This window comes from Pseudalgibacter alginicilyticus, from assembly GCF_001310225.1.
Taxonomy (GTDB): domain Bacteria; phylum Bacteroidota; class Bacteroidia; order Flavobacteriales; family Flavobacteriaceae; genus Pseudalgibacter; species Pseudalgibacter alginicilyticus.
Window position 1 is genome coordinate 2510697 of the sequence record NZ_CP012898.1, and the last position, 26586, is coordinate 2537282.

The following is a 26586-nucleotide window of genomic DNA, read 5'->3' on the forward strand; positions in this document are numbered from 1 at the left end:
AGTGTTGAACGTTAAAAATACCAAATCATGAAAAAAGTAATTAATCACTTAAAAAAAGGAATCTTAATGGTAACTATGCTTGCTACTTCATTAAGCTTCGCAAATGAATCTTCATTTTTTACAATAAAAAATGATGCTGAAAAAACCTCATTAACCTTAGAAAATGTAAAAAAAGGTAACCTATTGTCTATAAAAGACGACAATGGTATCATATTATATAAAGAGCTTATACAAAAACCAGGCGTATATAGTAAAGGGTTTGATTTAACTACTTTACCAAATGGCAAATACATTTTTGAATTAGATCAAGACGTAGAAATAAATATCATTCCATTTTCTGTAAACTCAAACATCGTTTCTTTTAATAAAGAATTAGAGAAAACCATTTTTAAACCATTGGTTAGGGTTAAAGACGATATGGCTTATATTACCAGATTGACCTTAGACGAAACACCATTAGAAATTGAAGTTTTCTATACAGATTCTAATGAATATGAACTTGTGTATTCAGAAAAAATAGAGAACACACAAAACATTGCAAGAGTTTTAAAACTAAGCGACTTAAAAATAGGAAGTTACAAAATGGTCTTTCATACAGAAGACAGAGAATTTACAAAAATTATTAATTAAAACCTAAATGTTCACTATATAGTATAGTTAACAAAAGAGAGTATAATACCCCACTATAAAATCCTTATATTATGTTTATATCCCAAACTTATTACTGTTATCAAATTCATAAAGAGAAAACTTCAAATTCTGAAATAGAAAAATCAAGTAACTCTATTACTAATCAAGAAGAAAAACCAAGTTATAATTTTTTTAAAAAATTTGCTTGGAGCTAAAAATTTCTAAATACTGATTAGCACTAATTTTACATAAATTTAACGTATAATGACTTTATCAAATTCAGGTAAAGTCATTATATGTTTCATTACATAGCTGACAAACAATTTTAGTACAAACATAAACCCCAATTTATCAGAAAACAAAATGAATTCTGAAAATTTAAATCAAAAAAAGCTAATATTTCTCAAAAGTCTTAATTGGGAAACAAAAAAAATAGCCTTACATATTATTTGGGCTTTTATAAACATTATAATACTATCTTTTTGTTTTTCCCTACTTGTTGGAACAAAATGGGAATTTGTGTTTTTTATTGCAACCTTTATATATTGCTCAGTATACTGGATGCTTACTACCCTATTATTTGATAAATTTAATAGGTAACAAAATAAATCATTAACTAAAATGACTCTACTCTAAAAGGTTTACACACATACACCTTAATACTTTTTAACACTACCTTGATTGAAATACTTATTTATAAATTTTATTAATGGAATAAAATTCCATTGATTATATTTGCAAAAATAAGCTGTTTTTTTTGAAAATATTCTCAATCATATTTGCTCTATTTATGCTTTTAAAGCCTATACTTCCTGTATTGGAATATGTTGCTTTTTATGATTATATAAAAAATGAACTTTGTGAAAATAAAGAAATAGTTGAAATGAAGTGTAACGGAAAATGTTATTTAGCAAAAGAAATGGCTAAAGCATCTGAAACTTCAGAAACTGGTAATGACAAAAAGCAAACTTCCATTGAAACAAGTGTAGTTTTTTTTCAAGAGATAATTAAAACATCAGTATCATCCATATTTATATATACTCTTAAAGCAAATATCCCATCAGATTATAATATATCATATTCCTTTTTAGATATAAATTCTATATTTCACCCTCCTAAAGTTTAAAACTCATTGCTATTTTTTTAGGTTTTTTATATTGATTTTTTCAACAGGAATTTCAATGTCTTGTTTTTAGGAGTTATAATACTATACAAAACCTAACAGAATACAAAAAATCATTGTTCCTATAATAATACCAATATATCTATAATTATAGTAGCGTTTTATAATTTAAAACAAACAATAATTAGGATATAATTCTGATTACCTACAACTTATAAAAGTTATAAGGAACATATTCGTAACAATTTAAACAAAATAATAAATCTGTTAAAGTCACTAACTTGTACTGGGCTTTGATGGACTAAAGAGCATTTAAATAATGAAATTTTTACACTTTATTGTAATTACAATATTTGTTGTGGTTACTTCATGTACCATAGATAAAACAAATTACGAAGATGAAATACGAGTAGAAACTACTGAGTTTATTGTTTTTGAAGAAGTAATATCGTTAAATGATGGTAACTATTCAATTAGTATTGAAGCCTTAAATGGAACTTTCTATCAAGGCTATAATGAAATTCATTTAAAAATTATCAATACACAAAACAATGAAAATTTAAATAATTCTGATGTTACTTTTTTACCAATAATGACTGATGCTAATGGCAATAAGCTTTCTTGTCCTCATAAATATAATTTAGAATATGATGCAACTAATAACTACTATATGGGGTATGTTGTATTTCCTAATGAAAGCAATACCACCATTAGTTGGGAGCTGTATATTGGTTATAATAACAACAGCCAATTATTCACAACTAATAAAAGTATTTCTGTTCAAGAACAAACAAATATGAACCTAAACATGACAGCATTTACAGGAAATGATGGTGAACAATATTTTATTGCATTGGTTTACCCTCAAAGTCCTGCAATTGCAGAAAATGATTTAATTGCGGGTATTTATAGATACAATAAGCCAAGTAATCCAGCAGGAATATTTCCTGATCCATCACAATATTCCTATTCAATTGTAGAAAATCATACTTTACTATTGGACCCGAGAATGCCAGAACCTTCAATGGGAAATCATTCATCACCCAACAACCTAGATTTAACACAACAAAGCGATGGCTTATACCACGGTGTTGTTAATTATACTATGACTGGAAATTGGACATTGAATTTTATATTTCAGAATCAAAATGGGCAAACCATAAAAGGCACCGAAGTTTCAACTGATTTTACACCTGGAATAGAAGGAGCTAAAAGTGAACTTTATATTGACATATTATTTTAATAAATGAAAGCACCATTAATAGTATCACTTTTACTGATTACAATTGTAAATGCTCAAAATAAACCAGTTGCAAAAGATAGCTTAGGAGGCACTTTAGATGAAATTATTATTATTGCCGCTAAAAAAAAGAAAATAGAAACAGATATGAAAATGGCTATTTCTGTAGATGAATTTTTAGCAGCTTCCGAAAATATAAGTTTTATTAAACGTGGTGCTTATGCGTGGGAACCATTACTCAATAATATGAGTACAGAACGCTCTATCATGACTATTGACGGTATGCATATTTTTGGTGCTTGTACCGATAAAATGGATCCTATAACATCCTATGTTGAAAGTAATAATCTTTCAGAAATTGTTATAAAATCAGGCCAAGAAGGTAGTTTACACGGAGCAACTCTTGCAGGAAGTATTGACTTAAAAAGAAAAAGTACGGCTTTTGGACTTTCAAAAAAATGGAATGGTGCCTATCAAACAGGTTTTGAGTTTAATAACAGTCAAATTTTCAATCTGGGAAATCTGTCATATTCAAGTAGTAAATTTGTAGCAGATGGTAGTATATCATATCGAAAAGCTGAAAATTATTCTGACGGAAATAATAACAAAATAAACCATTCGCAGTACAATAAATTCAACACATCATTCGGAATTGCGTTTAAAACAAGCTATTTATCTTCTGTAAGAGTTGATGCTATTTTTGATAAAGCAACAGATGTTGGATATCCAGCACTTCCTATGGATTTATCCTTATCAAGAGCCCTTATAACATCAGCAGCTTATAAACAATTTTTTGAAAATGGACTTGTAAGGGTTTGGGACACTAAATTATATTTCAATGCGGTTGAACATTATATGGATGATACCACGCGCCCTGAAAACTTAGTACATATGGATATGCCAGGCTGGAGTACAACATACGGATTACTATCCAAAGTGAACTTGAAAAAAGAAAACTATGCTTCTGAAATACAGCTAAATATTTACGATAATTTATCTATTGCAGAAATGCGGATGTATCCTCAAGACAGAAGCGAACGTACTATGTTTGCTTACAGTTGGCCATGGGTTACTACTCGCTATGCTGGACTTTCAATAAGTAATAGCTGGGATATGTCTAAAATAAGTCAGTTAAACTTTGGAGGCACTGTAGGTTTAAATTACAATTATTCAAAATATGCTGAATTTAATTGGATTTTTCATCCAGGATCCCCTCAAGAAAAAACAAGATTTTTACCAAATCTGCATGCTAACTATCAATTAAAAACGAGGGGTTTCAATTTTTCTTTTGGTGGTGGCTATGGGCATAGAGCACCTTCTGTTTCTGAAGGTTACGGCTATTATATATACAATAGTTTTGACCGTTACGATTATGTTGGCAACCCCAATTTAAAAAATGAAATTTCTTATGAAACAAATGCCAGTGCGGGCTTTAAAAATAAAAAAGTAAACATTCAAGCCAAAGTAAATTATTTCTATATCCAAAATTACATTATTGGAAGAATATTAAGCGCTGGGAGCCCAATGAATTATCAATCTGTTGGTGTAAAGGGGTATACGTCATTGGATAGTGCTACATTGTTTAACTTTTCACTGAATGCAAATTATAATATTTCAGAAAAGTTTCACTGGAGAGGCACACTTACTTACGCTAAAGGGTTAGATGATAACAAAAATAATTTGCCATTTATCCGTCCTTTAAGTTATCAAACCTCATGGCATTATTCATATCAAAAATTTGGATTTCAAACATCACTAAATGGCGATTTTAAACAAGACAATTACAGCCCAGAATATGGTGAAGATGGAACACCTTCCTATACCAATTGGAATGTTTCTGCAGATTACACATTTAATATCAAAAATAAAAAAACTGTACTTCAAATTGGTGTAGAGAATGTACTTAATGAGTTCTACAGCACCTATGCAGACTGGGGAAACATTCCAAGAATGGGTCGTAATATTTTTACGTCTTTAAAAATAAATTTTTAAACATTAACAACAAATAAACAATAAAAACAAAATCAATGAAAAACTTAAAGAAATATCTTTTATTATTAATTACCACATTAGTAATTATATCCTGTAGTAATGATGACATGCCTGTTGCAAATAATGTAATATTAGAATTTAACAACACATTTAATGGCACTACGATTGTTCTTGGTAATGCAACATCTACTTCAGCTACAGTCAATACATCTGTAGAAGGACAAATACATCATTTTGAAGAATTAAAATATGTAATAACTAACATTCGTCTTATAAAAGCAGATGGAATTGAAATTCCTTATAATGTAAATAATTTGGATAATGGCGCAACCGTTGTTAACCAATCAAAAGCAGAAACATTAAAGTATGTTTTAAGTAACATTCCTACCGATGAATATAGTACTATAAAATTTGGATTAGGTGTAAAATCTGATTTAAACACATTAGACCAAGTAAGTTTTCCTAATTTTTATGCTACAGCAGGAGCAAATGATACCCAAATGCATTGGGAATGGGGTACAGGATATCGTTTTACAAAGATTGAAGGTTTTTATGGAGTTGAAAACAATCAATTATCTTTCCATTCTGGTAGTACAGTTGAAGGAACTGAAGGTGACGAAAACACGTACGTGCCAGGTTTTGATGCTTATAGAGATATTACATTAAACCTTCCTACGAATGCTATTGTAGGCAACCATGCTCCTACTATAAAAATTGAAGCTGATTTTGATGCTTTATTAAGCGGAAAAAGCAATACCATAATATTAGAAGCTGATAATGCAACACCAAGCATTCACACATCTGTAACAATGTCTAAGTTTGTGGATAACTTAGGTGGCAATGGTACTACTGATATTACTGGAATGTTCTCAATTACAGCAGTAGAAAACTAAATTAAAAAACTTCATGAGTCGGCTTAACATACAAAACCAAGCCGACTTATATAATTATTTCATCGAATAATTCTATTTCAAAATGGCAAACTTAATAAGGAACCTATGTATAGCCCTGTTGCTGCTATCTTGCAGTAATGAGAATACTGAATTTGTTTCTTATACCAATCCAGAAATAACACTTAATATTCCTATAGATTTTCCTGAATTAAACAATTCAGTACGCACCAACCCTCCAACAAAATATGGCGTTGAATTAGGTGAAAAATTATTTTTTGAAAAAAAACTAAGTGCAAACAATACTATTTCTTGCTCAAGCTGTCATATTCAAGCAAATGCATTTGCAGACCATCATGCAAAAAGTATTGGAATTGAAGGACGAATTGGTCTTAGAAATGCTCCTCCTATTCAAAATTTAGCATTTATGCAAGTTTATAATTGGGACGGAAATAAACGTCAGTTAGAAAATCAACCGTTAGTACCCATAATAACACATGAAGAAATGGATTCTTCAATATTAGAAGTTATCAATAAACTTGAAAAAGATGAATCATACATTGACTTGTTTAATAAAGCGTTTAACGGAGAAGGTATTACAGCTGGGGGTATATATAATAGCATGGCACAATACGAATACACACTAATTTCGGCCAATAGCAAATACGATAAAGTAAAACGAAATGAAGGTGAAAGTTTTACCCAAGAAGAAGCACAAGGCTATCAAATTTTTCAAGATAAATGTATAAGTTGTCACAGTACAGAACTATTCACCGATCAAAGTTTTAGAAACATTGGATTCCCTTTAAACCCTGATAATGAAGAAGCAGGACGCGCCAGAGTCACAGGATTAGTTGAAGACTATATGAGTTTTCGGGTACCTACATTACGAAACATTGAGTTTACTGCTCCCTATGGAAGTTTTGGTCAGTTTGCTACCCTAAAAGAGGTTTTAGATTATTTTGATTATGGAGTCTTAGATTCCGATAATCTTGACCCTTTTCTTAAAGAAAATGATAATAAAATTACACTTACAGAAACGGAAAAAGCCCACCTAATTTCCTTTATGAAAACATTAAGTGATACTGAATTTGTAGATAAATAATCTTCTCCTATAAAGATTAAAATAATTTCAATTGCCCATTTTTAAAAGGCTCATGCAAGTCCACATTTAATTTGGGTATTTTCTTATTTTTAAAATACCTATTATGAGCTAATCTGGCTAAGGTATCGATTTGATCTGCAATTTTGCCTTCACCACGCATGCGAGTACCAAAACGCGAATCATTTAATGTTCCACCATGGCAACTTTCTATTTGGTGTAATACTTTAGCTGCTCTATCTGGCATTCTTTTATGTATCCAATCTGTAAATATAGCACCAATAGCACCATTAAGCCTTACAATGGTATACGCTATAGATACTGCACCATGTTCGGATACAGCTTTTGCTAAAGGTAATATTTCATGGCTATTTATGGATGGAATAATCGGTGCCAACATAACATTAACAGGAATACCGTTTTCACTCAAAACTCTAACTGTTTCAAGTCGTTTTTTTATAGTGGTAGTTCTAGGTTCTAAAATACGCCTGGTTTCTTCAGATAATGTGGTTATAGAAATATTTACACAAATTAAATTATCTACAACCAACTTTTTCAATATATCTAAATCACGTAAAATCAACGCATTTTTTGTAATAATTGATACTGGGTGCTTGTATTTTAAAAAAACCTCTAAACACTTTCGAGTTATTTCAAATTGCTTTTCTGCAGGCTGGTAGCAATCGGTATTTCCAGACATAACAATAGGGCAAGCTTTCCAGGTTTTTTTCTTTAATAAAGCTTCTAAAAGCTTAGGTGCTTCTTTTTTCACCATAATCCGTCGCTCAAAATCTAAGCCTGCACTATAGCCCCAAAATTCATGACTATTTCTAGCATAACAATAAACACAACCATGTTCACAACCTTGATATGCATTCATAGAATAGCTCATACCAATATCTGGACTCTCTACTTTATTGACAATTGTTTTTGGAAACACTTCTAAATAAAGTGTTTTGTTTTTATCGCTTACTTCCCCTTCTTTTTTACAAAATTCAAGAAAATCATCTCGCATTTCATGACTTAATTCGAAAAAACGATTGGGTACATGTTGTTGCGCACCTCTTCCTTTTATGGTAGATTTTGGGTTCATTATAATAAAAAAATAGATTGTTATTTTAAGTTGCTCTTTAAAATTACTACTTATATGTTTTAATAAATGTTAAAGCAAGAATAGGTTATTAACAAATATGTATCTCTTAAAGTGATATAAAGATTACTTGATAAAAACAGAATTAAAGTAATTAATTACGAAACTTTTAATAAAAATATAATAACAAATGTATTAGTAAAAAAACACTAATCGTTTCTATAATGTTATCTAACGAAGACCAGTTAGTCTTCAGGGAAAAAATTATATAAGTCTTTTAATTTTTTATAAGTTAGTTTGACCTCATTTCGAAAGCAACCTTATCGTTTACAGATATTTATATATAATAAAAACATATTTATTAATCCATAAACAACTTTATCATGATGAAAAAATTACTCCAAAATTTAATGTCAACGATTTTATTCGTTTCAACAACTGTAGCTTTTGGCCAAGCAAGCTTTAATTTCATAAATAAACCTGCAGAATTTCATCCTGATGGAACTTTAGCTGCCACTGAGCCAATGGTTTTTGAATTTAGCAATGTACCCAATGATGCAGACAACCTTATAAGTTTAAGATTTTACTTATATCCAAACGGCCTTTCTACTATAGATACGGCTGGTAATCCAATTGATGATGGTGTAAACTGGACAGGAGGTGATGATAAAATGAATTTGCTTATGGGACTATTAAATGATGCCGATGTAAATAATGGATTTTACAAAACTGAAACGGTAGATAATGGAGATGGGACATTTACAAAAACATATACCGTTTTTAATGTTTCCAATGATGGTACTAATGATACTTATAAAAATGGAGGAATTGTGGATGGCGCACATTATGCTCCTATAATAAGAGTCATTCATGCTAATGGACAACCGAGATATAATAATTCGGGACAATTAGGAATGGGGAATGGCAATAACCCGCTTATCGTTGATCAAGCAACTTTAGATCAAAGTCCAGATATTATAGCAACTCATTTTGCCTTTTCATATTATCCACCAGAAGAAAATGACACTACTGGTAATGGTGAATTTCCACATATTACAGCTAACGCTTCCATTGATTTAGTTGGAAGTGGAGGAGACATAGAATATCAAATCTTAACATTTAACCCTGTATCAAAACAAGCCACAAATGCCGATCCATTTACGGTATCTGCTACGTCCAGTTCAGGACTCACAGATATAACCTATAGTGTTGAATCAGGACCGGCAACCATCAATGGCAATATAGTAACTTTGACTGGTACTGTTGGCACTGTAACCTTAAAAGCAGCACAAGCAGGAAATGAAAATTATTACCCTGCACAGACTTTTTTACAATTTGAGGTTATAGATCTTAGCACTTTTTCACCTATTGTTTCAACACGACTTACAGAAGATTACCCAATAGAAATGCCTGCATTTTATGCCTACCCTATTTATGTAACATCTGAGATAGAAGAAGCTGATTTTATTACGATAAATAGTATAGAGATTACAGTAGATGGCACAGCAATTCCAGTAGTTAGTGAAAACAACTTACACTACGCACTATGGACTCCAGATACTTATGGATCACATATAATAAATATAACTGCTTACGGTTCTAATGGCGTAAATACCACTATAACAAAAACTATTGAAGTTACCGATGTTATAGCCACACAAAATGTGCAAACAATTAAAGACGCAATAATAGAAATTAATAGCACAATTCGTCAATGGCATTATGGAACCTATACAATGCCACAACACATAGGAAGTTACGACCAAATTATTGGAAATTTACTGGTTGAATGCCCTTCTATCTCAGGAGGATGTGATGATTGGGATCGTAGAGCTTTTATTGATGTTATGGGACCTGATGGCAACTGGATTCAAATTATTCGCTATATAACTCCATATGGAGTAGGGTGTAATCATACTATTGATTTAACAGACTATGCAAGTCTGCTTCAAGGTGAAGTAGAATTTAGAATGTATATTGATACCTGGGGAACTGGAGGTTGGCAAATATCCTTAGACTTTGATTTTCACCAAGGCACACCTCAATATCTATATTCTAATGTAGATGAATTATGGGACGGATCATGGGATTTAGGTAATCCTAATGACCTTCAACCTGTTCCTATTGCAAACTATACATATAATAATAATGTATTGAGTTCTCACCTACGTTTATCTACTACTGGACATGGTTGGGGAAGTAATAATTCTCAAAATGCTGCTGAATTTTATAATGCCACCAATTATATTGATGTAGATGGAGTACTAAATTACACTCAAAACTTGTGGAACAACTGCGACCCTAACCCAGATAATTGTACTGGACAACGAGGCACATGGTATCATAGCAGAGCTGGATGGTGTCCTGGTGCTATTGCTCATCCAGATATTGTTGATATGACCTCTCACATTGTCAATGGTACTGTTGATTTTAGTTATCGATTTGATCCAACTTATATTGACTTTTGCCATCCTAATAACCCTGAATGTATCACAGGTGTTACTTGTTCCGATTGTAATGATGCTTACAAAGCACAGTATTATATTGATGCACAACTTATTAACTTTAGCAACACACCATTAATACAAGGAACATTAGACATTGAAGAAATCAATAATGTAGCAGATTACAAATTACAAGCATACCCAAACCCTTCCAATGGAATCTTTAAAATATCAACTTCAGCAACTATTGGTAAATCAGTAATGCAAATAGTCACTATTTCTGGAGAAGTTTTAAAAACTTATTATTTTGATTCCGCTGAAGAATTAAACAACTATACATTCAATTTATCTTCTATAGCTAAAGGCCTATATTTTGTATCTATAGAAAATAATGCAGGACAAGGTAATTTAAAGCTTATAATGAAATAAGTTATTAAAATTCTATCACTTTTAGATTCATCCAATTCCTAAACACCTGTAATATATAAACTACAACTAAGTGAATCGGATGAATCTAAAAATGAAAACTTTACCTATACATTTATAAATTATTAAAAATTGTTGTTTAGATAAGTACAGCTGTTATTCGTCTAAAAAACAATTATATAACATTATTTTACCCTAACTTAATTTCATTAATCCATTAAATATATTACATATGAAAACAAAAATTACTTTTTTAAAAACAATGCTTTTTATTCTTGCTATTATGGCAAGTATAAATTTACAAGCACAAGATTCTGAAGCCCTTCTACATTTACAATTTGAAAACAATTTAAATGCAGGAGGAAGCGGCAATTACACTGTTCAAGTTCACGACCCAAATAATTATGGTAGCGTGGTAAAGTATGGTAGTAATTCTAAAGAAGGGAGCTACTGTTTAGACTGGAGCTTATTTGATGTTGCTTCAACACCGCCAAGTCCTGATTATTATTTTGTAAACAATAATGATCCAGTTGATATTCGTACTACTACTAACTCAAGTATTGATGGTAGTGAAGCTCGTACAGTTACAGCTTGGGTATTATTAAACTCTAATCCTACAAATAAACCAACATTAGCGATATTGAATTTAGGAAATCCTGCTGCTTCAGCAAGTATTGATCCTTATGGCAGATGTACTTTTCAAATAAATGTTAACCCAGAAAACCTTGTGTTAGGATTAGCAGGTGGTGCGGTTAATTATAATTTTTCATCAGCTACAATAGTAGATGATTCATGGCATCACGTGGCATATACCTATCCTTCTGATGGAACATTAGCAGATGTTAAAATGTATGTAGATGGTGTTCAGGTAACTACAGATGGTGGGGGTGACAATAGTAGTATGAAAATTAATACAACTGAGGATTTAATTTATATAGGTTCTAAAGGTGATTATAAACTTAAATGGTGGTGGGGCGGTGCCATGGACGATGTTAGACTTTATGATTTTGAACTTTCAGGATCACAAATAGCATCAGTTTACAATGGCGCTTATCTAAACATAAATGATGTAGCTTTTGGAGAAAATGAACTTAAAGCATACCCAAATGCAGTAGAAGACTTTTTACATCTCGAAACTTTAAATAATGACTCATTAGAAGTTAATATATTTGATTTAACAGGTAAAATGGTTACACGAACTGGCGGAAACACTATAAACATGAGTAATTTAAACTCTGGGTTATATATTGTTAAAGTTAGAGAAGGTAATAAAGTAGCTAACTTGAAAATTGTTAAAAAGTAAATAAACTTAAATTTAAGTAACTAAAAATAATATCCTGTTATATGCATATAACAGGATATTATTTTATAATTCAAAACAACTAAATTAAGCAGATAGGCTCAACAAAAACTTTGTAAAGATTTCTATAAAAAGAGAATATTTAATTTCTTTTAATATTGTTAAAAGACCCCAAAACCATACTCATATTGCACAAAGCCGCACTTATTCCCCAGGAAAATTGGCCTTTCGCTTTTCTAAAAAAGCCGTAGTACCCTCTTCAAAATCGGCTGTACCAAAGCAGTTTCCAAATTCCTTAATTTCAATTTCAAAACCGTTTATACCATCATTAAAATTGGCATTAATAGCCTTAATAGCTGAGCTAATTGCTACGGATGAATTTCGTAAAATTTTGGCAGCTATTTTTTGGCAGAGTGGTATTAATTCTTCTTGATAAACAACATGATTTACCAAACCATATTCTTCAGCAGTTGTAGCATCTATCATACTTGCAGACATAATTAACTCCATAGCACGCCCTTTTCCTATTAACTGTGGTAAACGTTGTGTTCCACCATAACCTGGTATCACCCCTAAGGACACTTCTGGCAAGCCCATTTTTGCATTATCGCTTGCTAATCTAAAATGGCATGCTAAAGCTAATTCCAATCCACCTCCTAATGCAAAACCATTAATTGCTGCAATGACTGGTTTAGATAAATTTTCAATAAAATCAAATAATAATGCTTGACCTTTTGCTGCTAATTTTGTGCCTTCAGTAACATCAAAATCGGCAAACTCACTAATATCTGCGCCTGCAACAAAAGCTTTTTCACCACTACCCGTAATAATTATTACTTTAGTTCTTTTGTCTAATTCAGCAATTTCTAATGCATTATGCAACTCTTGAATCGTCTCCCGATTCAAAGCATTTAATTTTTTGGGACGATTAATAGTTATGGTTGTAATACTGTTCTGATGTGTTGATAAAATATTTTTATATGTCATAGTTATTAATTTTTAACTGGATTCTTGGCTTCAGTTCAATTATGTATAGTATCTTTATTAAAAAAACTACTTAAGCTTTTGGAAACGTAACTGTAAAAACAGTTCCTTTTTCAATTTCAGAAGTAAAATTAATAGTACCTCTGTAGGTTTCAACAATATTTTTTACCATAGCCAAACCAAGTCCCATTCCACTGGTTTTAGTGGTAAATTTTGGTTCAAAAACCTTCACTCTATTTTCTTCCGAAACACCTACACCATTATCAGCTACTGTAATAACAACCTCACTATCTATCAAACCTACATGTACCAAAATTTGTGGTGAACGCTCATCAGAAATAGCTTGTATACCATTTTTAACCAAATTAGTAACAACACGTATAAGCTGGGTTCTATCAAATTTAGCAATAATTTCATCCTCATCAGCTGAAAATATAATGTAATCTTCATTAAAGATTTCTAATGCTAATCTAACAATTTTTACAACATTTAAAGTTTCATTTTGTTGCGCTGGCATTTTAGCAAAATTTGAAAATGCAGATGCAATCGAACTCATAGTATCTATTTGCTGGATTAATGTTTTAGAATATTCATCCACTTTTTTATAAATATCTGCATCATTATGATCAAACTTTCGTTGAAAATTTTGAACTGTTAATCGCATGGGGGTTAATGGATTTTTTATTTCATGTGCTACTTGTTTTGCCATTTCACGCCAAGCTTGCTCACGCTCGCTTCTCGCTAATTTCACCGCACTTTCCTCTAATTCATCAATCATGCTATTGTACGAACTTACTAAGGTAGAAATTTCTTCACTTGTATCATCAATATTTATTTTTTCATTCCGCATTTCTAAACGGGTCATATTCATTTTATCACTGATAGTTTTAAGCGATTTTGTAATGTATTTAGACAAAATAAATGCTATGCTAATAGCAACAAGTAAAACAAACAAATAGGTGTAACTAATACGCTCTAAAAATTCATCCAGCTCTCTAGAAAAAAACTCCTCGTTTTCCAAATAAGGTAAATTTAAAATAGCCAACGGCTTAAACTTTTGATCTGTTATATAAGAATAGGATGATTGAAATGTTTCGCCATTTTCTTGACTTATTTCTATAACCCGATGAGCAGCTTGATTAGAAACACCATTCAATACTTCTGCACTTAAGCATTTTAAAGAGTTTTCATTAGAAAAACTTGCTTTTGATGAAATTAATAGTGTACCTTCTAAATCATATAAATTGATTCGAAGCGAATGTACGTCTGCAATTCTATAAATTTCATCTTTAAAAATTAAAGGAATTTTTTCAGTAGTTACAGGATAAGACGTTTCTTTTAAAACATTATGAAGATGTCTCTGAATAGCATATTCTTTACGCTCTAACCGTTCTTTATGATAATCTTGAGTTTCTTCAGTATAGTGCTGAATGGCAACAAAAACAATAAGAATGGAAGCTACTAGCACCAATAAAATCATGGCGATAAAAATACGCGTACGTAAAGAGAGTTTTTTTAGTTTCAAGTGTATTATTTATTATTTTTATTGGGCAATTGTAGCATGTATAACCTCATTTTATAATATAACGTTATGAGGGTGATTTATTTAAAAATTACAATTCTTAAATATAGCAATAATCAAACCAAAGAACGCTAAAGCTTTTTTAAAATATATTTATGAAATTTTATCATAATTTTGTTTTGCATTATGGATTGCAACAACTCCTTTTAGCTAAAACCACGAATAAAAAAACTTTGAAACAAATGTAAAAGTTATAATTAACTCTTTGTTTCAAAATAGCAAAAGCAAAAGATATAAGGTTATTCCAATTTTTTTAAGCTTTAGGATTTTTTTCGCGAATCCTTTTATAAATTTTGAACCCTAACATAATTGAAATCCCCAAAACAAGAATACCAACAATACCCCAAACCCAATTGATAGCACTTTTTAAAATAACTAAAAACACAACTGCAAACAAAATAAACGTAGCACCTTCATTCCAAATACGCATATAATTGGATGTTTTTTTTACAATATCATTCTGAAGTTGTTTGTAATAGTAATGCGTTTTTAGATGGTAAATAATCAGTAAAACAACAAATGTTAATTTTACATGCATCCATGATTGTTGAAGCCAACTTGGTGATAAAATTAGCAACCAAACACCAAAAATAATTGCTAAAATAGCAGATGGCCAGGTAATAATGTACCACAAGCGCTTTGCCATGATTTTTAATTGTTTACCTAAAATTTCTTTATCTGGTAATGGTTTGTGGAAAGATTCTATTTGGTATACAAATAAACGTGGAATATAAAATAACCCAGCAAACCAAGTTATTACAAAAATAAGGTGAAATGATTTAATGTAGTTGTAATATTCCATTGAAACTATTTATGAAATTAAACTCTTTTTTACAGATAGAGTCTTAGTTATTTCTTTATTTAAAAAATAAGCGGTAACAATTGTAGCCAAAACATCTGATATAGGAAACGATACCCAAACTCCAAATTCACCGTAAAAATTAGGAAGAATTAAAATTAGCGGAATAAAGAAAAAGCCTTGTCTTGTTAATGTTAATAATAATGCTGGGACAGCTTTTCCTATAGCCTGAAAATAAGCCGCTCCAATAAGCTGAACAGCAATAATTGGAGTAACTGCAAACACCCAACGCATAGCACTTGGCGTTTGTTTAACAACCTCTAAATCTGTTGTAAACATTTTGGTAATGGCTTGAGGAAAAAGCATCAATAAAATAAAAACTAAAGTAGCCAAAATTGCAGCATATTTTATAGCTGTATTAATAGTTTCTCGAACCCGCTCATAATTTTGAGCACCATAATTAAAACCAGCAATAGGCAAAAACCCTTGGGTAACACCCAAAACAGGAAACATAGCAAACATAAGCATTCTGCCTACAATAGCATAAGCGGTAACAGATGTTTCACCACCCAAATCAAACAAAATATTGTTCATAAAAAGATAAGTGATACTCACAACGGCCTGCCTTGCCAAAGTAACAAAACCCAAGGAGCTTATTTCCTTAACAATACTTAAGTTAAGTCCAAAATGATAAAAATTAATATTTAACTCCGACCTTTTTGAAAGAAAAAACCAAAGAATATAAAACAAACTTCCGCAGTGTGACAACGTAGTTGCCCATGCGGCTCCTGCCATGCCAAAATTTAAAATATTGATAAAAATATAATCTAACACTAAGTTTCCAATCGAAGGGATCATCATAGAATACATAGCAAACTTAGGTTTCCCCTCTGCGCGTATTACTGTATTTCCCATCATACATAATGCTAATATTGGCACGCCATAAAGCACAATAGTATAATAGGTTTTAGCAGGTTGAAAAATTGCTCCTTTACCTCCAAATGCATCTACAATGCTATCAATATATGTTAAACCTAAAACTACTAACGATACAGTTAGTAATAATGTTAATGTTATTTGGTTTCCAAATGTTTTTAATGCTTTTTTATAATTTTCTGCACCTAGAGCCCTAGAAATAATAGATGCTCCACCTACCCCTATAGACATCCCTAATGCAGCAATAAAAAACGTTACTGGCAATACTACATTTATGGCGGCTATAGAAGTAGATCCAATCCAATTGCCAACAAAAATGGTATCAACAAGAATATTTAAAGACATAACCAAAACACCTATAGATGCTGGCACTGCTTGTTTTATTAATAGTTTACTTATGGGTTGTTCTCCTAAATCTTGTGAGGATATTTTTGCCATTATACCAACTCCGTTTTAGAAATGCCCCAATTGGCAATCCATTTAGATAGTAATTCTACAAACTCTGTATCATCATTTAAACACGGAACCGTTGTATAATCATTACCACCCATTTCATGGAAAATTTCCTGACCCTCTATGGCAATTTCTTCTAAGGTTTCTAAGCAATCACTAACAAACGCAGGCGTAACTATAGCCATGTTTTTAATGCCTTGTTTCCCTAAACGCTCAATAGTTCTATCTGTGTAAGGCAACAACCAAGGGTCAAATCCTAATCGTGATTGAAAGGACGTTGAATAGCTACCTTCTTTAAGTTTAAGCTGTGCTGCAACCAATCTAGTAACTTCCAAACATTGATGTCTATAACAAAACTCATGTGCTTCACTTGGGGTTACACAACAACTACCATCTATTTTGCAATGCGATTTTGTTACGTCACTTTTACGAATATGACGCTCTGGTATGCCGTGATATGAAAATAGTAAATACTCGTAATTTTTCCCTTTTAAATGTTTTTTAATAGCATGTGAAAGCACTTCAATATAATCAGGCTTGTTATAAAATGCAGGCACAGATTCAATTTTTAAATTTGGAAAATGCTCCTCTCGAAGTTTTTCTGCCAATACCATAATTGTTTCTGTTGTTGCCATGGCAAATTGCGGATACAAAGGAAACAACAACACCTTTTCCACTCCTTGATCAACCAATTCTTGCAACCCTTTTTCAATTGTCATACTTCCATAACGCATGGCTAAAGCAACTGGATATGCTACTTTTTCTTGTATTTTATTTTGAAGTCTTTTTGATATTACAATAAGTGGCGAGCCTTCTTCCCACCATATTTTTTTATACGCAGCTGCTGAAGCTTTAGGACGTGTTTTTAAAATAATGCCTCTAACCAATAAGGCACGAGCAGCATAAGGAATATCAATAACCCGCTCATCCATTAAAAATTCGCCTAAATACTTTTTTACATCTTTTGGTTCGGGGCTATCAGGAGAACCAAGATTAACAAGTAAGATTCCTTTTTTCATCTTGCAAAAATACAATAGAAATCTGTAAGCTAATATTTAACAGTAAATAATTACTTAATGTTTTTTTCAATCTCTTGCTGATAATAGGGTTTTGGCCTTTTTTCATTGTAGTCACAGTCTTGAAAAATACCGCAAGATGTATTAGAACGCACTAATGATTTTGAATTATAATTTTTAGCTAAGGCCGCAATTTCTGGTGTTAGGTATTTCATGATTATAGGGGGTTTTAAAGTTGCTAAATTATAACGAATAAGATAGTCATTTGTTACCAAATAATCAATAAAATGTAACATTACTTACAAAACTACCCCAAAGACATAATATACTTTTTAGGCGTTGTTCCATATTTCTTTTTAAAAGCTGCAATAAAATGACTGGCTGTACTATAGCCTACTTTATGCCCTACTTCATTAACGTTATCGTTACCAGCTTCTAATAATTTTCTGGCAACCTCCATTTTATAATCAAACAAAAAACTAAATACCGAATCGCCATAAATTTGCTTAAAGCCTTCCTTTAATTTTTTAAGATTCAATCCTATTTCATCTGCTAATTCTTGTAAAGTTGGTGGCTCTGCCATACGAGACACAATAATATCTTTAGCTTTTCTAATTTTTATCACGTTGGTTTCATCAACTAAAAACGGACATTGCTCTACATCAGCATCTTCACTTCTATTAAAATATAAGCTTAGCAATTCATATGCCTTGCCTTTAAAATAAAGTGATTTAATTGAATGATTAAGATTGTAATTAATCAATTGATTTAACACAATAGCCATGGATGGCGAAATAACACCATCCTTATAATACTTTTTATCCTTATTATCTTCACTTAAAAAAGAAATATAATGTGCTTCTTGCGAGAATAAACCGTGAAACTTTTTAATAGAAATTAATACAGAAACTATCCAAGAATGTGGATTTATTTCTAAATTTATTGGTAAATCTCGCTGCGGATTATAAAGTAACAAAGAATTTTCTTCTAAAATATTTAATTTATAATGTCCTTCATTAAATAAAAATTGGCTAGATCCTTTTACACAAAAGTGAAATTGAATGTAGTCGCTATCTATTTCTTTTACAACATTTTGAATTTCGATACTTTCATTTTTATATGACAGAATTAAAAACCCATCATCTACTTTAGTTTCCTCAAAAGAACTTTGAGCGACATTTTTACGCTTGGTTGTTTCATGATTCATAACATATTTATTTAGATTCGTTCTAAATTAATTGCCTAAAAAGCGCCTAATTCCCTACAAAAATATGACAATTATCATAATTTAATAAAAAACAACGTTAAAAAACCACAAACGATACTAAAAGTTCTTTTAGCGTTACTTTTTGTCAAGTCATCAACATATTTTTGCTTGACAATTTCAGGTATCAGCATGCAGCAGTACAATATTTCAAAAAGTAACTCTTTTTACGCCATCGGGTTGAGTTATAAAAAAGCCGATGCAGACACGCGTGGGCACTTTAGTTTAGATGAAAATGCTAAGTTAGCATTACTTCAACAAGCTAAAGACAATAATATTGAAAGTTTGGTAATAACCTCAACTTGCAATCGTACGGAAATTTACGGTTTCGCCCAGCACCCTTTCCAACTTATCCAATTACTTTGTGACAATACACGCGGTACCGTTGATGAGTTTCAAAAAGTAGCTTATGTTTATAAAAACAAAGAAGCTATTGCGCATATGTTTCGCGTGGGTTCTGGTTTAGATAGCCAGATTCTTGGTGATTTTGAAATAATAAGCCAGTTAAAAATAAGTGCAAAATTATCAAGAAAACACGGTTTACTTAACAATTTTTCAGAACGGTTGGTAAACGCTGTTATTCAAGCTAGTAAACGCATCAAAACTGAAACCAATATTTCATCAGGAGCAACCTCTGTTTCGTTTGCATCAGTTCAATATATTTTTAACACCATTCAAGACGTTTCAAATAAAAACATATTATTGTTTGGAACAGGTAAAATTGGTAGGAACACATGCGAAAACTTAGTTAAACACACCAAAAATGAACATATTACCTTAATTAATAGAACAAAAAACAAAGCAGAACAAATTGCTGGAAAGTTTAATTTAATAGTCAAGGATTATGCTAATTTACAAGAAGAAATTTCACATTCGGACATATTGATTGTAGCTACAGGTGCACAACGCCCAACCATAGATAAACATATTGTTCAATCTAAAAAACCGTTATTGATTTTAGATTTATCAATACCCAAAAATGTAAATAATAATGTTAAGGAATTAAATAATGTATCATTAATACATTTGGATGATTTATCTAAAATTACCGACCAAACTTTAGAAGCTCGTAAAAAGCACATTCCATTAGCTGAACATATAATTGAAGAAGTGAAAACTGAATTTAATAATTGGCTGGAAACTCGAAAATTTGCACCTACCATTAAAGCACTTAAACTTAAATTGAATGATTTTAAAACAGCAGAATTGGATGCTTTACGCAAAAAAAACGCTGATTTTAATGAAGAACAAGCCGAAATAATCAGCAACAATATCATTCAAAAAATAACCAATCATTTTGCGCATCATTTGAAAGATGATGACGTTTCTACTGATGATAGTCTGGAACTCATAAAAAAAGTCTTCCAGTTAGAACAACCGTCAACACATGTCTAAAACCATAAGAATTGGGACACGCGATAGTGAATTAGCACTATGGCAAGCCAAAATAGTACAAAGTCAACTACAAAGTTTAGGTCATAAAACAGAATTAGTTCCTGTAAAATCTACTGGCGACTTAGTTTTAGACAAACCATTATATCAATTAGGAATTACCGGTATTTTCACACGTACCTTAGATGTTGCCATGCTTAATCATGATATTGATATTGCAGTACATTCCTTGAAAGACGTGCCAACTTTATTACCCAAAGGCATAGTACAAGCTGCTGTTATAAAACGAGGCAATGTGAATGATACTTTGGTTTTTAAAAACAATGAAGAGTTTTTAGGTTCCAAAGATGCTATTATTGCTACTGGTAGTTTACGGCGCAGAGCACAATGGTTAAACAGATTTCCAACACATACCATTGTAGACATACGAGGAAACGTAAATTCACGTTTACAAAAATTAAAAAATAACGAAGAATGGAATGCTACTATTTTTGCTGCTGCTGGCATTGGAAGGATAGGGCTAAGACCAGAAGAAGCTATTAATTTAGACTGGATGATTCCTGCACCAGCACAAGGCGCCATCATGATTACTGCTTTAGAAAATGACGAATTTATATTAGCTGCTTGTAAAGAATTAAACCATGAAGAAACAGAAATTTGCACCACGATTGAGCGTGAATTTTTAAATAGATTAGAAGGCGGTTGTACTGCACCAATTGGTGCTTTGGCTTATATCAAAAACGAGGAAATTAACTTTAAAGGTGTTCTACTAAGTGAAGACGGAAGCAAAAGAATTGATGTAACTCGTGTAAAAAAAGTGGGAGAGCATCATGATATGGCTAAATATTGTGCCGATTTTGTAATAGAAAGAGGTGGCAAACGCTTAATGGACAACATTAAAAACACCAATAAAAAAACAAATGTATTTTCAACCAAAAATCTTACTGAAGATCAACGTTTATTATTCAATGAAAAAGTAATTGTTGAAAGTTCAGATTTTATAAAAATTAGTTTGAATAGAATTCATCCACGCTTTTTAAAAAATGAAATCCAAAACGTAATTATTACCAGTAAAAATGCTGTTGATTCTTTAATTACAAACTTTTCTGCAATCGAATTACAATTTAAAAACATCTATTGTGTTGGTCGCAGAACAAAACGCCTAATAGAGCAAAAAATTGGAAAAGTTACTCATTTTGAGCATAATGCTAAAAAACTTGCAAACTATTTGGTTAAGTATATGGACGGTAAAGAAGTTACTTATTTTTGTAGCGATATCAGACTAGATGAATTACCAAGCATTTTAGTTCAAAATAATATAAAAGTGAATGAAATTGAAGCCTATCAAACCAAGTTTGATAGTATTAAAGTGGCTGATTCAATTGAAGCAGCTATGTTTTATAGTCCTTCAACTGTTGAGAGTTTTGTTCAAAAAAACAATTTGGAAGTGATTGCTTTTTGTATTGGTGAAACAACAGCTAAAGAGGCAAAAAAACATTTTGAAGACGTAAGAATTTCAAAATTACCAACAGTAGAAAGTGTGATTACGTTAGTTAATCTACACTATATTTGATAGTTGTTTGCCATTGGTATTTAACTATTAGCAACGCTATTGTGTATAAAAATGAGGCTGATAAAGCCCAAGAGTCAAAGACTCATAAAAAGAGTAAAGACTTTAAAATTGATTTAAAAAGTCCAATGAGTTTGAAATCGTTTTTGATTTAATTCAAAAAGAAGCAAAAATGATAAACAGTTTAATTTATAAAATAAAAACCGTTAAAATGCAAAGTGCCAAAAGCCAATTGCTAACAACTAAATATGAAGAACGATTTATTTTTAAAAGCATTAAAAGGTGAAACCGTTAACCGTCCTCCTGTTTGGATGATGCGTCAGGCAGGGCGTTACTTACCAGAATTTATAGCCATACGTGAAAAATATGATTTTTTTACACGTTGTAGAACTCCAGAATTAGCAAGTGAGATAACCGTACAACCCATCCGAAGATACGGTATGGATGCTGCTATTTTATTTAGCGATATTTTAGTTATTCCACAGGCTATGAATATTGAAGTACAAATGAAACCAAATTTTGGTCCTTATTTACCAAATCCAATTCGCACTCAAAAAGCTGTAGATAATGTTATTGTTCCAGATGTAAAAATGGAACTTGATTATGTATATCAAGCCATAAAAGCCACCAAGGAATTACTTAATGATGAGATTCCATTAATTGGTTTTGCAGGTTCACCATGGACAATTTTATGCTATTGTGTACAAGGCCAAGGCAGTAAAACTTTCGATAAAGCCAAAGAATTTTGTTTTACAAACCCTGTTGCAGCACATCAATTGCTTCAAAAAATAACAGATACTACCATTGCTTATTTAAAAGAAAAAGTAAAGGCTGGATGTAATGCTGTTCAGGTATTTGATTCGTGGGGAGGTATGCTTTCTCCTATTGATTATCAAGAATTTTCTTGGCAATATATACAACAAATCATTGATGCACTAAAAAAGGATACTCCTGTAATTGCCTTTGGAAAAGGTTGTTGGTTTGCACTGAATGATATGGCAAAATCTGGTGCCTCGGCAATAGGTGTTGATTGGACCTGCTCTCCAAGAAACGCAAGGTACTTAACTGGTGGAAATATAACTCTTCAAGGAAATTTTGACCCTTCAAGACTATTATCGCCTCCAGCTGAAATTAGGAAAATGGCACACCAAATGATTAACGAATTTGGAAAAGATAAATATATAGTAAATTTAGGCCATGGTATATTACCAAATATTCCATTAGACCATGCAAAAGCATTTATAGATGCTGTAAAAGAATACGAAAATTAAAAATTTTTGAGAGTAACCCGATTTTTTAAGTCACAGATTTTCAATCGAAAATTACAACTATAAAAAGTCGGCAGTACTTTCATCACGGGCTTTCTGCGAGTAGCTATCACAGACTGTTCAATCGATTAAACAAAAGTTGCGATATGATTAAAAACATCATTTCAGGAATCAAAGCATACTTCGGTGCGTTTAGTTTAATTTCAAAACTAAAACTCTGGAAATACTTTGCTATTCCAATGCTAATAAGTCTTATAACAGCTATCGTAATTTTTAGCTCAGCCTATGGACTATCAGATGATATAGGAACTTTTATTTCAAAAATTTGGATTTGGAACTGGGGTAAAGAAATCTTTACTACTATTAGTTCGTTTATTGGAGGATTAACAATCATTATTTTAGGACTAATTCTTTTTAAGCATATTATTATGGCTCTATCAGCCCCATTTATGAGTCCTGTTTCAGAAAAAATTGAAGCCTATTTAACAGGAAATATACCAAGTTCAAATAGAAACACCACATTTTCTGAACAACTATGGCGAGGCATCAAAATTAACAGCAGAAATCTTATCATGGAATTATTAATCACCATTCCAATTCTACTTTTAAAATTCATACCTGTAATTAATATATTTTCAACCATTTTACTATTTATGGTTCAAGCTTATTATGCAGGTTTTGGAAATATGGATTACACGTTAGAACGCCACTTTAAATACAAAGAGAGTTTACAATTTATTAACAAAAATAAAGGCTTAGCAATAGGAAATGGCATCATATTTTTACTATTTTTATTCATTCCTTTTTTTGGAGTGATTTTAGTTCTACCACTATCTGTTACGGCTGCTTCAATAAAGACAATAGAAACTATAAATAACAAAAAGTACTAATAAATGGCTAAAAGAAATATTTTATCCCCGATTCAAAAATTTTATCAAATTGAAAGTTCAAGTGGTATTTTATTGCTGTTTGCAACAATTATGGCTCTTATTTGGGCAAACTCACCATTAGCTGAAAGCTACCAATCTTTATGGCAATATAAATTAGGATTTACTTCCGAAGGTTTCGAGTTAAACAAACCACTTATATTATGGATAAATGATGGTCTAATGGCTATCTTCTTTTTCTTAATAGGCTTAGAAATTAAACGAGAATTTCTTATTGGCGAACTTAATTCTTTAAAAAAAGTCGCATTTCCTTTATTCGGTGCTTTAGGAGGCATAATACTTCCTGTAACCTTATATTTTGTACTTAATACCAACCCTGACACCCTTAAAGGTTGGGGAGTACCAATGGCTACTGATATAGCATTTTCATTAGCCATACTGAACGCACTTGGAAACAGAGTTCCATTAAGCCTTAAAATATTTTTAACGGCATTTGCTATTGTAGATGATTTAGCTGCTGTATTAGTAATTGCCATATTTTACAGCAGTGATATTCAAATAGACATGTTAGGTATTGCACTATTATTATTAGGAGTTTTATATCTACTATCCTATAAAGGTTATTATACCAAATTTTTAATGATTGTGTTAGGCATTGTCATTTGGACCTTGTTTTTAAAATCAGGTATTCACCCAACATTATCTGGTGTATTATTAGCATTTTCTGTGCCTATTAGCCAAAAGATTAAAACCAACGAATTTGTTGATAATTTAGTAACTATTACGGGAAACATAAAGAAAGCTGCAGATTTAAAAGAACCTATTCTTTCTAAAGATCAAATTCGAGAAATGATTAACTTACAGAATTGGGCTAACAAATTTAAATCACCACTTCAAGATTTAGAACATGATTTACACGATTGGGTTGCCTATTTAATCATACCCGTATTTGCTTTGGCCAATGCAGGTGTTTCACTACATACTGATATAGGTTTAGATAACAATTTAATACTAAAAATAATTATTGCTTTAGTAGTAGGTAAAAGTGTTGGAGTAACTTCAATTATATTCATAGCTAGAAAATTAAAGCTTATTGAAGTACCTGCTGATATTAGTAACAGACATATTATTGGTGTGTCATTTTTAGCTGGTATTGGGTTTACAATGGCTATTTTTATTGCAGGCTTGGCGTTTATAGATCCTATATATGTTGACTCCTCAAAAATTGGTATTTTAATAGGTTCTGTGGTTGCTGCTATAATTGGCTACATTATTTTAAATGATAAAAAGAAAAAGTGAAAACCAAATTCTTTCAGTACATTCAAAACTTACAAGACAACATCTGTTTCAAATTAGAAGCCATTGATGGGAAAGCAAAGTTTCAAGAAGATATTTGGGAACGTCCAGAAGGCGGTGGCGGACGAACTCGAGTAATTGAAAACGGCAACGTTTTTGAAAAAGGTGGGGTTAATATATCTAGGGTTTATGGTAAATTGCCAAAATCCATGCAAACCTACTTTAATGTTGGTGATGTTGATTTTTTTGCCTGTGGATTGAGCTTAGTATTACACCCAAAAAACCCCATGGTACCAACCGTTCATGCCAATTGGCGCTATTTTGAAATGTATAATGAAAATGGAAATATTATTGATAGTTGGTTTGGTGGCGGACAGGATTTAACACCTTACTATTTATTTGAAGAAGACGCTATACATTTTCATCAAACCTGTAAAACTGCCTGCGATAAACACAATGCAGAGTTTTATCCAGCATACAAAAAACGTTGCGATGAATACTTTTATAACACACATCGTGAAGAAGGCAGAGGCATAGGAGGATTGTTTTTTGATTATTGTAAGGCTACAAAAAACATGTCTATAGAAAATTGGTTCAACTTTGTAACTGAAGTAGGCAATAGCTTCTTAGAAGCCTATATACCTATTGTGAAAAAACGAAAAGATTTATCTTTTACAAATGCTCAACGAAATTGGCAAGAAATACGTCGTGGACGCTACGTAGAATTTAATTTAGTACACGACAAAGGCACCCTTTTCGGCCTAAAAACCAACGGTCGTATTGAAAGTATTTTAATGAGTTTACCACCACATGTACAATGGGTGTATAATTATCATCCAGAAACAGGAAGCGGAGAAGAAAAACTTATAAACGTTTTAAGAAACCCAAAAGATTGGGTGTGA

22 protein-coding genes are annotated in these 26586 nt (G+C 31.5%); 14 read left to right on the forward strand and 8 right to left on the reverse strand.

The annotated features are described in order from the left end of the window. The first annotated feature begins 27 nt into the window (after window positions 1-27). The 6 genes from APS56_RS10375 (at window position 28) to APS56_RS10405 (ending at window position 6980) form a co-directional block, all read left to right on the forward strand. Window positions 28-630 (forward strand): hypothetical protein, encoded by a 603-nt coding sequence (locus tag APS56_RS10375; protein WP_054727821.1) that lies wholly within the window; start codon window positions 28-30, stop codon window positions 628-630. A gap of 757 nt (window positions 631-1387) precedes the next feature. Next, window positions 1388-1756 (forward strand): hypothetical protein, encoded by a 369-nt coding sequence (locus APS56_RS10385; RefSeq protein ID WP_157757656.1) that lies wholly within the window; start codon window positions 1388-1390, stop codon window positions 1754-1756. Window positions 1757-2072: 316 nt separating this feature from the next. Then, window positions 2073-2996 (forward strand): hypothetical protein, encoded by a 924-nt coding sequence (locus tag APS56_RS10390; protein ID WP_054727826.1) that lies wholly within the window; start codon window positions 2073-2075, stop codon window positions 2994-2996. 3 nt (window positions 2997-2999) lie between these two features. After that, entirely contained in the window at window positions 3000-4985 is a 1986-nt protein-coding gene (locus APS56_RS10395; protein WP_054727828.1) for a TonB-dependent receptor plug domain-containing protein, read from the forward strand. Between the two features lie 35 nt (window positions 4986-5020). Then, a complete protein-coding gene (locus APS56_RS10400; protein WP_054727829.1) occupies window positions 5021-5878 on the forward strand; it encodes an MbnP family protein in 858 nt (285 codons plus the stop codon). A gap of 82 nt (window positions 5879-5960) precedes the next feature. Further along, window positions 5961-6980: a cytochrome-c peroxidase gene (locus APS56_RS10405; RefSeq protein ID WP_054727832.1), complete on the forward strand. Its 1020-nt coding sequence runs from the start codon at window positions 5961-5963 to the stop codon at window positions 6978-6980. A 16-nt stretch (window positions 6981-6996) separates the two neighbouring features. Here APS56_RS10405 and APS56_RS10410 read toward each other — a convergent pair whose 3' ends face one another. Continuing rightward, window positions 6997-8070 (reverse strand): PA0069 family radical SAM protein, encoded by a 1074-nt coding sequence (locus APS56_RS10410; protein ID WP_054727834.1) that lies wholly within the window; start codon window positions 8068-8070, stop codon window positions 6997-6999. A gap of 380 nt (window positions 8071-8450) precedes the next feature. Between APS56_RS10410 and APS56_RS10415 the strand changes: the two genes are divergently transcribed. Together APS56_RS10415 and APS56_RS10420 are read left to right on the forward strand one after the other, a co-directional pair. Continuing rightward, window positions 8451-10940, forward strand: a complete 2490-nt coding sequence (locus tag APS56_RS10415) for a T9SS type A sorting domain-containing protein (protein ID WP_098946179.1) — start codon at window positions 8451-8453, stop codon at window positions 10938-10940. Between the two features lie 229 nt (window positions 10941-11169). Next, entirely contained in the window at window positions 11170-12240 is a 1071-nt protein-coding gene (locus APS56_RS10420) for a LamG-like jellyroll fold domain-containing protein (protein ID WP_054727839.1), read from the forward strand. 201 nt (window positions 12241-12441) lie between these two features. Here APS56_RS10420 and APS56_RS10425 read toward each other — a convergent pair whose 3' ends face one another. The 7 genes from APS56_RS10425 to APS56_RS10455 form a co-directional block, all read right to left on the reverse strand. Next, on the reverse strand, window positions 12442-13224 hold the full coding sequence (locus tag APS56_RS10425; protein ID WP_054727840.1) for an enoyl-CoA hydratase/isomerase family protein: 783 nt from the start codon (window positions 13222-13224) through the stop codon (window positions 12442-12444). A gap of 70 nt (window positions 13225-13294) precedes the next feature. Beyond that, window positions 13295-14746, reverse strand: a complete 1452-nt coding sequence (locus APS56_RS10430; RefSeq protein ID WP_082379332.1) for a sensor histidine kinase — start codon at window positions 14744-14746, stop codon at window positions 13295-13297. 310 nt (window positions 14747-15056) lie between these two features. After that, complete coding sequence (locus APS56_RS10435) at window positions 15057-15605, reverse strand: CopD family protein (protein ID WP_054727844.1); 549 nt, start codon at window positions 15603-15605, stop codon at window positions 15057-15059. Between the two features lie 9 nt (window positions 15606-15614). Then, the gene (locus APS56_RS10440; protein ID WP_054727846.1) at window positions 15615-16976 is read right to left on the reverse strand and encodes an MATE family efflux transporter; all 1362 of its coding nucleotides are present in this window, start codon (window positions 16974-16976) and stop codon (window positions 15615-15617) included. After that, window positions 16976-18010, reverse strand: a complete 1035-nt coding sequence (hemH, locus tag APS56_RS10445) for a ferrochelatase (RefSeq protein ID WP_054727848.1) — start codon at window positions 18008-18010, stop codon at window positions 16976-16978. Before hemH ends, APS56_RS10440 begins: the two co-directional genes overlap by 1 nt. 50 nt (window positions 18011-18060) lie before the next feature. Beyond that, complete coding sequence (locus tag APS56_RS17035; protein ID WP_169786437.1) at window positions 18061-18222, reverse strand: hypothetical protein; 162 nt, start codon at window positions 18220-18222, stop codon at window positions 18061-18063. Window positions 18223-18314: 92 nt separating this feature from the next. Beyond that, window positions 18315-19214, reverse strand: a complete 900-nt coding sequence (locus APS56_RS10455; protein WP_054727853.1) for a helix-turn-helix transcriptional regulator — start codon at window positions 19212-19214, stop codon at window positions 18315-18317. Window positions 19215-19403: 189 nt separating this feature from the next. Here APS56_RS10455 and hemA point away from each other — a divergent pair, with 189 nt between their 5' ends. From hemA to hemF, 6 genes are all read left to right on the forward strand, one after another. Continuing rightward, complete coding sequence (gene hemA / locus APS56_RS10460) at window positions 19404-20666, forward strand: glutamyl-tRNA reductase (protein WP_054727855.1); 1263 nt, start codon at window positions 19404-19406, stop codon at window positions 20664-20666. Continuing rightward, window positions 20659-22236 carry a hydroxymethylbilane synthase gene (gene hemC / locus APS56_RS10465; RefSeq protein ID WP_054727857.1) on the forward strand — a complete coding sequence of 526 codons (1578 nt, stop codon included), beginning with the start codon at window positions 20659-20661 and terminating at the stop codon, window positions 22234-22236. The genes hemA and hemC overlap by 8 nt, the downstream gene beginning before the upstream one ends. Window positions 22237-22481: 245 nt before the next feature. After that, window positions 22482-23504 carry a uroporphyrinogen decarboxylase gene (gene hemE, locus APS56_RS10470; protein ID WP_054727858.1) on the forward strand — a complete coding sequence of 341 codons (1023 nt, stop codon included), beginning with the start codon at window positions 22482-22484 and terminating at the stop codon, window positions 23502-23504. 143 nt (window positions 23505-23647) lie between these two features. After that, window positions 23648-24391, forward strand: coding sequence for an EI24 domain-containing protein (locus APS56_RS10475; RefSeq protein ID WP_054727860.1), 744 nt, complete (start codon window positions 23648-23650; stop codon window positions 24389-24391). Window positions 24392-24394: 3 nt separating this feature from the next. Continuing rightward, window positions 24395-25687, forward strand: coding sequence for a Na+/H+ antiporter NhaA (nhaA, locus tag APS56_RS10480; RefSeq protein ID WP_054727861.1), 1293 nt, complete (start codon window positions 24395-24397; stop codon window positions 25685-25687). Next, window positions 25684-26586, forward strand: a complete 903-nt coding sequence (gene hemF, locus APS56_RS10485; RefSeq protein WP_054727862.1) for an oxygen-dependent coproporphyrinogen oxidase — start codon at window positions 25684-25686, stop codon at window positions 26584-26586. The genes nhaA and hemF overlap by 4 nt, the downstream gene beginning before the upstream one ends.

Excerpts from the sequence above, each read along its gene's own strand:
- APS56_RS10375 (WP_054727821.1), top strand. The coding sequence starts at position 28 with ATGAAAAAAGTAATTAATCACTTAAAAAAAGGAATCTTAATGGTAACT.
- APS56_RS10390 (WP_054727826.1), top strand. The coding sequence starts at position 2,073 with ATGAAATTTTTACACTTTATTGTAATTACAATATTTGTTGTGGTTACT.
- APS56_RS10395 (WP_054727828.1), top strand. The coding sequence starts at position 3,000 with ATGAAAGCACCATTAATAGTATCACTTTTACTGATTACAATTGTAAAT.
- APS56_RS10400 (WP_054727829.1), top strand. The coding sequence starts at position 5,021 with ATGAAAAACTTAAAGAAATATCTTTTATTATTAATTACCACATTAGTA.
- APS56_RS10405 (WP_054727832.1), top strand. The coding sequence starts at position 5,961 with ATGGCAAACTTAATAAGGAACCTATGTATAGCCCTGTTGCTGCTATCT.
- APS56_RS10410 (WP_054727834.1), bottom strand. The coding sequence starts at position 8,070 with ATGAACCCAAAATCTACCATAAAAGGAAGAGGTGCGCAACAACATGTA.
- APS56_RS10415 (WP_098946179.1), top strand. The coding sequence starts at position 8,451 with ATGATGAAAAAATTACTCCAAAATTTAATGTCAACGATTTTATTCGTT.
- APS56_RS10420 (WP_054727839.1), top strand. The coding sequence starts at position 11,170 with ATGAAAACAAAAATTACTTTTTTAAAAACAATGCTTTTTATTCTTGCT.
- APS56_RS10425 (WP_054727840.1), bottom strand. The coding sequence starts at position 13,224 with ATGACATATAAAAATATTTTATCAACACATCAGAACAGTATTACAACC.
- APS56_RS10435 (WP_054727844.1), bottom strand. The coding sequence starts at position 15,605 with ATGGAATATTACAACTACATTAAATCATTTCACCTTATTTTTGTAATA.
- APS56_RS10440 (WP_054727846.1), bottom strand. The coding sequence starts at position 16,976 with ATGGCAAAAATATCCTCACAAGATTTAGGAGAACAACCCATAAGTAAA.
- hemH (WP_054727848.1), bottom strand. The coding sequence starts at position 18,010 with ATGAAAAAAGGAATCTTACTTGTTAATCTTGGTTCTCCTGATAGCCCC.
- APS56_RS17035 (WP_169786437.1), bottom strand. The coding sequence starts at position 18,222 with ATGAAATACCTAACACCAGAAATTGCGGCCTTAGCTAAAAATTATAAT.
- APS56_RS10455 (WP_054727853.1), bottom strand. The coding sequence starts at position 19,214 with ATGAATCATGAAACAACCAAGCGTAAAAATGTCGCTCAAAGTTCTTTT.
- hemA (WP_054727855.1), top strand. The coding sequence starts at position 19,404 with ATGCAGCAGTACAATATTTCAAAAAGTAACTCTTTTTACGCCATCGGG.
- hemC (WP_054727857.1), top strand. The coding sequence starts at position 20,659 with ATGTCTAAAACCATAAGAATTGGGACACGCGATAGTGAATTAGCACTA.
- hemE (WP_054727858.1), top strand. The coding sequence starts at position 22,482 with ATGAAGAACGATTTATTTTTAAAAGCATTAAAAGGTGAAACCGTTAAC.
- APS56_RS10475 (WP_054727860.1), top strand. The coding sequence starts at position 23,648 with ATGATTAAAAACATCATTTCAGGAATCAAAGCATACTTCGGTGCGTTT.
- nhaA (WP_054727861.1), top strand. The coding sequence starts at position 24,395 with ATGGCTAAAAGAAATATTTTATCCCCGATTCAAAAATTTTATCAAATT.